This window comes from Tangfeifania sp., assembly GCF_055108615.1.
The window spans coordinates 20658-28216 of sequence record NZ_JBSQIC010000047.1; the positions used below are offsets into that span (position 1 = coordinate 20658).

At 42.1% G+C, this 7559-nt stretch carries 5 protein-coding genes; 2 read left to right on the top strand and 3 right to left on the bottom strand.

Annotated elements, in window-relative coordinates:
• Nucleotides 1–9 precede the first annotated feature (9 nt).
• The 3 genes from ACTCNA_RS11135 to ACTCNA_RS11145 are packed head-to-tail and all read right to left on the bottom strand — an operon-like array spanning nucleotide 10 to nucleotide 5784.
• A complete protein-coding gene (locus ACTCNA_RS11135; protein ID WP_462947990.1) occupies nucleotides 10–1497 on the bottom strand; it encodes a TolC family protein in 1488 nt (495 codons plus the stop codon).
• A 36-nt stretch (nucleotides 1498–1533) separates the two neighbouring features.
• Entirely contained in the window at nucleotides 1534–4872 is a 3339-nt protein-coding gene (locus ACTCNA_RS11140) for a golvesin C-terminal-like domain-containing protein (RefSeq protein ID WP_462947991.1), read from the bottom strand.
• An 18-nt stretch (nucleotides 4873–4890) separates the two neighbouring features.
• Nucleotides 4891–5784 (bottom strand): ABC transporter ATP-binding protein, encoded by an 894-nt coding sequence (locus ACTCNA_RS11145; RefSeq protein ID WP_462947992.1) that lies wholly within the window; start codon nucleotides 5782–5784, stop codon nucleotides 4891–4893.
• A gap of 546 nt (nucleotides 5785–6330) precedes the next feature.
• Here ACTCNA_RS11145 and ACTCNA_RS11150 point away from each other — a divergent pair.
• Entirely contained in the window at nucleotides 6331–6810 is a 480-nt protein-coding gene (locus ACTCNA_RS11150; protein ID WP_462947993.1) for a DUF4168 domain-containing protein, read from the top strand.
• 486 nt (nucleotides 6811–7296) lie between these two features.
• Nucleotides 7297–7482 (top strand): hypothetical protein, encoded by a 186-nt coding sequence (locus ACTCNA_RS11155; protein ID WP_462947994.1) that lies wholly within the window; start codon nucleotides 7297–7299, stop codon nucleotides 7480–7482.
• The last annotated feature ends 77 nt before the right edge of the window (nucleotides 7483–7559 follow it).

The following is a 7559-nucleotide window of genomic DNA, read 5'->3' on the forward strand; positions in this document are numbered from 1 at the left end:
TTTCTGAGTTTAATTGTCTTGGTTTTCTTCTATATAAAGTTCTGATGGGAGAATCGGCTCATTGTTTTCAAAATCGTATAAACTCTGGATTTTCAGGTTTAACAGTTCAATTTTATAGTTGATAAGTGCCTGGTTGTATGATATTTTGGCTCCTGAGAGCTGGTTCTGGAAAAGGCTGAGATCCATACCTGTAAGGTCGCCGTTTTCGTATCTTTCAAGATTGATCTCGTAGGTAAGCTGTGCATTGGTTTGGTTTTGCCTTGCAATTTCAATTTGTGTTAACTGGTTTTGCAGGTTACGGTAAGTTTGGCGAATACCAATAATGATTTGGTTCCGTTCATCGGAAAGGTTTAACTTTTGCGATTCAACAACAGCTTCCTGCGCGGCAATACGGGCTTTCTTTTCGCCCCAGTCGAAGAGCGGGATACTGAAACTTACGTCTACCGACGGGCTGTTTGTGGGAGCATCGAAGATTTTATCGAGGCTCGGATTGTCGCCCGAAATACCCAGTCGGAGGTTCACATCACCCCTGAACTCGTTCATTGATTTTGTGCGGATGAGTTCGAACTGGCTCGACTGGATGTCGATTTCGCGCTGGCGCAGTTCCATGCGCGATTCAAGCCCTGTTTCTATGGCTTTTTCCAAGTCAACCGGGATCGGGTTAACGGCTACATCGGCCAGAATGGAAAAGTCTTCGTACAAATCCATTCCGAGATAAAGTTTTAACTGGTCTTTGGCATTTTCGAAAGAAACTTCGGAGTTTTGAACGGTAGATCTTGCTGTGGCCAGGTTCAGTTCTGCCTGGTACAACTCTTCCCGGGCAGCAAGTCCGGCTTCCACTTTATTTGTAATTATATCGTAACTTTTCTGGGTGTTTTCCAGCTCGTCTTTTGCCACGTTCAGGTTCATCTGCGCCATGTAAACGTTGTAAAAGAATTCGGTTACATTCCGTTCGAGGTTAAGGCGCTGCATGGCGTAGCTGATGTTGGCGTTTTCAAAATTTAACTCCAGCTCTTTCAGTTCCAGTTTTTGCCTGTTGTAGGTAAACAGGGGCTGGTTTAAATTGAGGTACAGGTTATTGTAAAATACTTTGCTCTCGAGGTCGCTGGCATCTGAATAGCTGCTTGCCCAGCCGAATTCGTTGGTTAACGAAATGGTTCCATCGGTAACCAGGATTGGTTGTTCAACCCTGAAAAGTGCATTGGTTTCAAAATTTTCGTTGGTGTACCATTCGGAAACACGGTTGTCGAATCGGCGGTTTCGGCTGTACATTACAGGCGAAACATCGAGCGAAAACTGTGATTTTAACGCGGCTCTTTGCGCTTCGAGGCTTTTTTGGTAACGCTCCAGGTTAAGCAGCGATCGTTTCAAATCGGGGCTTCCCGTTTCGGCATAATCAATTGCTTTTTCAAGTGTGAGTACTTCCTGTGCGGTAGTTCCCGAAATGATAAAAAACATCATTAAAGCCAGCAGGATTGTTTTTTGTATTTGTTTCATTGTTGTTAAAGGCTTCATATTTTTTGATTAAATGTTTTACAATTTTGTTAATCTCACTGCATCGGCAAAAATAATACGCATTTGCGATTCGTTGGAAAGCTCGATAAGCGCTGTATCGGGTGAGAAATAGTACGAACCCAGGTTGTTCCATCCCTCATCGGCACTTTGAATACTTAATGATTGCTCTTCGGCTCCGTCGTCGCTGTGGATGATAAAATGGTACTCACCTTTTTCATCATCACCCCTGCGCCTCATTCTTCTCGATTTGTACAGGTAGTAATGCACATCGTAATATCCTGGTTCGGTAATGGGCACATGCCAGCGGGCTTTCAACGAACCGTCGCCGGCTTTAATGTAGTAGCCCGAGCGCACATATTCACCGTAAAACTCGGAGTTGGTTACTGCTGTCCAGTTCGATGGCGGCCGCCAGTAATTCATCCCTGAATATTTTCTTTTGTCGGTTAACTCATCTTTCAGCAGCCATTTTTCGAGCAGGCTGATATCTTCGGTGGTCATTATTTCAAATTCGGGATCTTCGTTGTCCACAATTATTTCGCCCGGCTGTTCTTTTGTTACAGGTTCGTCCACTACTCTTTCGCCTTCAAAGGCAACTGCTCTCGGGTCTTCTTCAATACCTTCCATGCCGTCCATAATAAGCTGCGGAATATTTTGCGAGGTGAGTGTATTTATCATGTACATTCTCGGCTCGGCATCGAGCATGTACGAAATTTCTTTGGTTTGATGAGGTTCAAGGTAAACCAGTTTGTTAATCATGTCGTCACCTCCTCCGGGGCCTCTTCCTGGGCCACCACGGTCACCCAGCCGGAACGAAATTTTTACAATTCCTTCAATATCAGAAAAATTCGTAATTTTCAGCGAAACTTTGGTTTTCATCATTTCGTCTGATTTTACTTTTACAGCTTCAATATTTGAAAAGAGAAAACCGGGCAGCGATTTGGCCTTGAACCAGTCGTCCATCAGGGGTAAAAGCTGAACGTCAAATTTCTGCCTGATGCGTTCGTCGAACTGCTCAAATGGAATATTTTTAAAGCGGTTCTCGGTTAATTCCTGGCGCAGGAATTTTTCAAACTCTTCCTGGCCGGCGCGCCACTCAACCATTGAAAAAAGGACTTCCCCTTTTAGTTTGATTACATTATCGACAATTCTCTTTTGATTAGGATCGGCGATAATTTCTTCGAATGTGCTGTCCTGTAGGGCGATATTGGCCAGTTCATCATCGCTCATCCCCTGCATGTCGCGCATCCAGCCCCTGCGTAAATCCATCGACTGGCTTTTCAGGTAGGCTTCAAAAATGCGGTTTATTATGGGGTACTGGTCAGACTGGATGTTGTTCTGGAAATTATAAAACAAGGGGAAAATGAAATAGGGATTGGGGTATTCCACAACGGTAAACCCGCCGCGTCCACCCTGGAAATCGGTGGCCATTTCTTCGCTGAAAATCCGTGCAAAATCGTAAAACAACCTGATTTGCATGTCTTTTTCAGTCATATTGTTATTTCCCCTGCGGCCCCAGCGCTCCATCCGTTTTTTCATTCCTTCAAAATCGGCTTCCCTGATGGAGTATCCTTTTTCGGGAATGAGAATTTGTTCGGGCTGTACCAGTTCATGCCTCGAGGCCCAAACGCGCTCGTATGTTTTGAACTGTGCCGGTACTTCAACCAAAAACAGCCGCTCAAAAGCGTAATCGAGGTTATAAGTTATTTCAAAATCTGATAACCGTTCATTGATTAACTGCGGGATAGTATCTTTAATTTCAGAAAATGATCCAGTGAAATAATCGTGGCCCTTGATATGCCAGATACCAAACTCGATACTGTCTTGCTCAATTTTTTTCTCTACATAGTTTCCAATGGCCAGCGATATTTGGGTTAAGGGCAGATTGCTTTCGAATTTGAAATGCCCCGGTGCCACTTCGGTGATATTTCCCTGGGAAATTGCTTTCAGTGCCGGATCTGTTTTTACCTCCAGGTTGAAATCAATAAATTCGGGATGGTTCCAGCCTACATTTTCTGAGCTGTAAGTAACTCCGGTTTTGGGGTACCAGCTTGTTTCCGAAGTGAGTAAAACATATTGCGGGGTGAGAAATGCGTAACGTTTTTCTACGTTCAGCACAAATTTTCCGAATTTCTCCTGCCGGGTTTTTTCGTCGATGTCGAGGTAGGTCATGTCCTCGTTGATCGTTCCGGCATATTCAATTTCCAGGATTCCCTCTTCGCCCGGCGGAATACTGATATTTTGCGATGAAATTAGTAAGTGGTACTCGCGGGTGAAAGGAATTTCGGAGCCGTTCCATTTCAGGCTGTTGATTTCAAGCCCGTTGTTCAGGCTGATTATAAGTTTGTTAATATCATTTGAAGTTTCGTTTTTCAGGGTCATTTTCGAAACGGCCTCAATAGTATTCCCTTTATGTTCAAGCGAAATGGAATGACTTGTGGTGGAAGGCAGGGGTTCGTTAACATACTTGTTGTTCAGCTCCACAAGGTTGTTGCGCAGTTTTTCGGTCGATTTAAATTCGTTAATGTGATTGTAGCCCAGGTAACCCCCGGCAGCAAAAAACAGAATACCGAAAAGGAGTGAAAAAACAGTCATAGATTCTGACTGTGGCAGCCGTTTCAGCAGGTAAATGGTCAGAAAAATAAACCCGAGCCCCAATGAAAGGTAGATGCCACGGTGGGCTATTATTTTATCGAGGTTGCCAAATCCCACGATGTCGGAACTCAACATGGGGATGTTGAAAGCCATGTAATCGAACAGGTAATAATATTTTGCTTCAAGCAGAAACAGTGTGATTCCAATGTATCCTAAAATAATTACAAATGTGATGGCCTGGTTGCGGATTACACTCATGAGCAGGAACGAAAGTCCCATTATAAAAATGAGTGTTGGAACACTTATGAGTACGAGGTAGTAGGCGTAAGCTTCCCAGTTTATGGGCGTGGATTGCGAAAGTGCATTAAATATTAATGCCATAATAACCACGGCAATATTCAACACCAAAAATACCTGCAGGTTTCCCCATGTTTTCCCGATTACATATTCGCCGTTGGTCATCGAGCGCATGTAAATTACCTCGGTGGTATCGAGTTTTTTGTCGCGCTTTAAAAAGTCGGAGGCCAGGAAAACTGCAATAATTGCCTGTGCCACGTTAAGGATGAGCAGGTTGAAGTAGGGAATAGCTGCCGGAATACTCCGGATTGCCCAGCCCTGTTCCCCGCCGCCTTCAATAATCATCCCGAAATTCAGGCCGAAAAGAACCAGAAGCGACAGCACGCTGAAAATGCGGAAGAACCAGCTACGCAGCAATGTTTTCCGTTCGTATTTGGCAATGGATAATATATTATGAAATGAAATCATTTTTTGCCGCTTTAATTATTATGAATTTGACCATTGATTGAGTTTATTTTCCATGAAATGAACATAGGCATGTTCAAGGTTGGGGGCTATTTGCTTGCCGTAATATCCGTTTATTTCGGGCGAAACAACTTGTATTTCCCAGCCACCTTCGGTAGGTATTGTTGAAATAACCGGGTATTTTTCGTTAATCTCCAGGTATTCTTTTTCAGTAGCTTTAATGAGCCAGACATTGCCTTCGGCTTTTTTAACCAGCTCCTCGGGCGAACCGTTAAAAGCCAGTTGCCCCTGGTTGAGCAGTGCCATGTTGTCGCAAGTACTCGAAATATCGCCAACAATATGTGTGGAGAGGATGATGATTATATCACGTGTGCTAAGGGTTGAAAGCAGGTTACGGAAACGGATGCGTTCCTCGGGGTCGAGGCCGGTGGTGGGTTCGTCAACAATAATAATTTTGGGATCGTTGATGAGTGCCTGTGCAATTCCCAGCCTCCTTTTCATACCGCCCGACAGTTTGTTGGCATTGCGGTCGCGGGCTTCAAAAAGGCCAACTTCCTCGAGCATCTGGTCAACTGCCGTGCGACGGGCCGATGCATTTTTCATGCCGGCGAGGCGTGCTGCATAATCCAGAAATTCGTAGGTTTTCAGTTTTGAAAAGAAGCTGAAATCTTGTGGCAGGTAACCCAGCATGGCCCTTATTTCGCGTCGGTTTTTTGCAATGTCGAGTTCATTCACGGAAACTTTCCCTTTTGTTGGTTTCATTAACGTAACAAGAATCCGCATCAGTGTCGATTTTCCTGCCCCGTTGGGCCCCAGCAAACCAAACATGCCGTTGGGAATTTCCAGATTCAGGTTTTTTATGGCATAATTCCCGTTTTTATAAACCTTGCTCAGTCCTTCAATTTTAATATGCACGGTAGTATTCTTCTTATTTTCGAATTAAACAATGTTTTGGACTTTGACCACTGTAAATAGTTTAATAAACCTGCCCATTAATTTTTTTTCATGTTTTGCAGAAAGGCAACTGGTAAAAGTTTATGGGTATAACATGGGAGTGAATAATTACTTTTCAAAACACTATTGTCCGGTAAAAAATATAGGTGATGGGCTAAAGTCCCCATCATAGCTGGCTTTTCACTTGTGGATAAACAATCTCAAATTTCAGACGAATTTAACTAAACCGACTGTGAACTGCTGGTTTGACATTTGGAAAGGGAATATTGCCAGGTAACAGATTTCAACCTGCTTTAATGCTGAAATCATTATTGTTAAATAAGTTTAACCCCTGGAACATTGGTATGCCGGAGGTTATAGCAAATGCAACAAAAAGGAAAATTTCAAGTCAACGGAAAATGGTGGTTTTTTTAAAGTTTTTTGACATTTATTCTCAGGTATTCCACATGTAAACTTATTTCTTCGAAAATTATTATTGACATTTAAAATTATAAAAATTACATTATTATGCTTTTATCAAAAAAACTGTACAGTTTAATTTTAATTTTTACAATGGCTGCATCGGTTGCTTTTGCACAGGTGCCGCAACAAATGCCCCAGCAGCAGGAAATTGATGTTTCGGATGGAGAAATTAACCAGTTTGCATCAGTTTTTGTGGAGCTCCAGTCGATGAACCAGGGAGTTCAGCAGGAAATGATGAGTGCTGTGGAAGAAGAAGGAATTGAAGTTCAGCGTTTTAATCAAATAATGCAGGCGCAGCAGGATCCTAACCGGGAAGTGGATGCCAACGAAGAAGAACTGCAGAATTTTGCCAAAGCCAGCCAGGCGGTTGAGCAGATTCAGGCAAAAGTGCAGAAAGAGATGGAAAAAGTGATTACAAAAAATGACTTAACGGTACAACGCTATCAGCAAATTATGATGGCTGTTCGTACCGACACTGAACTGCAGCAAAGGCTTCAGCAAAAAATCCAGCAAGGCCAGGAATAGGAGTAACTGTGTTTAACAGCCAGCTCTAAAAGGCACACAACTTCTGTTATCAAACAGGGTTGTGTGCTTTTTTTTGCCCGTTCGCTGTTTAATAACCCAATCCCACCGTTTAATAAGTTTCCCTTTTTTATTTCAGATTTTCCCACCAACTTTGGATAAACCAATTTTCAAGGGGTATGAAAAAATATCTCACATTCTCAATTTTTTACCTTTCTTTTTACAGGATTATTTACTGGTTAAGGTAGAAGAAAATGTAGCTGAAAGACCAGATGTCCGGCCGGTTCAAATGAAAGATTTTAAAGACAGATATTTATAAAACACAAACGGAAACAAAAATTAGTCAAAAAAGGAATGGAAAAGATATTGGATATTTTGCAAGGACAATTGAAATAAACGAAAAAAATCAAGTCCTGTTGAAATACAATTCAATTGAAATAGATTCCTTGCGATATCCGGTAAGGGCGGCTGATAATAAAACCTATCACCTTGAATACAACAAAAAAAAATATTCCACTTGTATCAAAAAAAGTTGCAGGAATAAATAGTTTCACAATTTCAGGAACGATAGAACACCCTGATTCAAGAAAAGTTACGTTGTATTTATTAAGAAGGCCTTACGGAACGACATTTCATCAGGAAGTTGTTTTTCGGTTACAACTCAGCAGTAATTAAGGTTCGGTTAATTGATTTTAAAATTCTTTTACTTTTTGATTTGTCCTCAAATAATCTTCAGCTGTCATTTGCTTTTT

Coding starts and splice junctions, on each gene's coding strand:
- ACTCNA_RS11135 (WP_462947990.1), bottom strand. CDS start 1,497: ATGAAACAAATACAAAAAACAATCCTGCTGGCTTTAATGATGTTTTTT.
- ACTCNA_RS11140 (WP_462947991.1), bottom strand. CDS start 4,872: ATGATTTCATTTCATAATATATTATCCATTGCCAAATACGAACGGAAA.
- ACTCNA_RS11150 (WP_462947993.1), top strand. CDS start 6,331: ATGCTTTTATCAAAAAAACTGTACAGTTTAATTTTAATTTTTACAATG.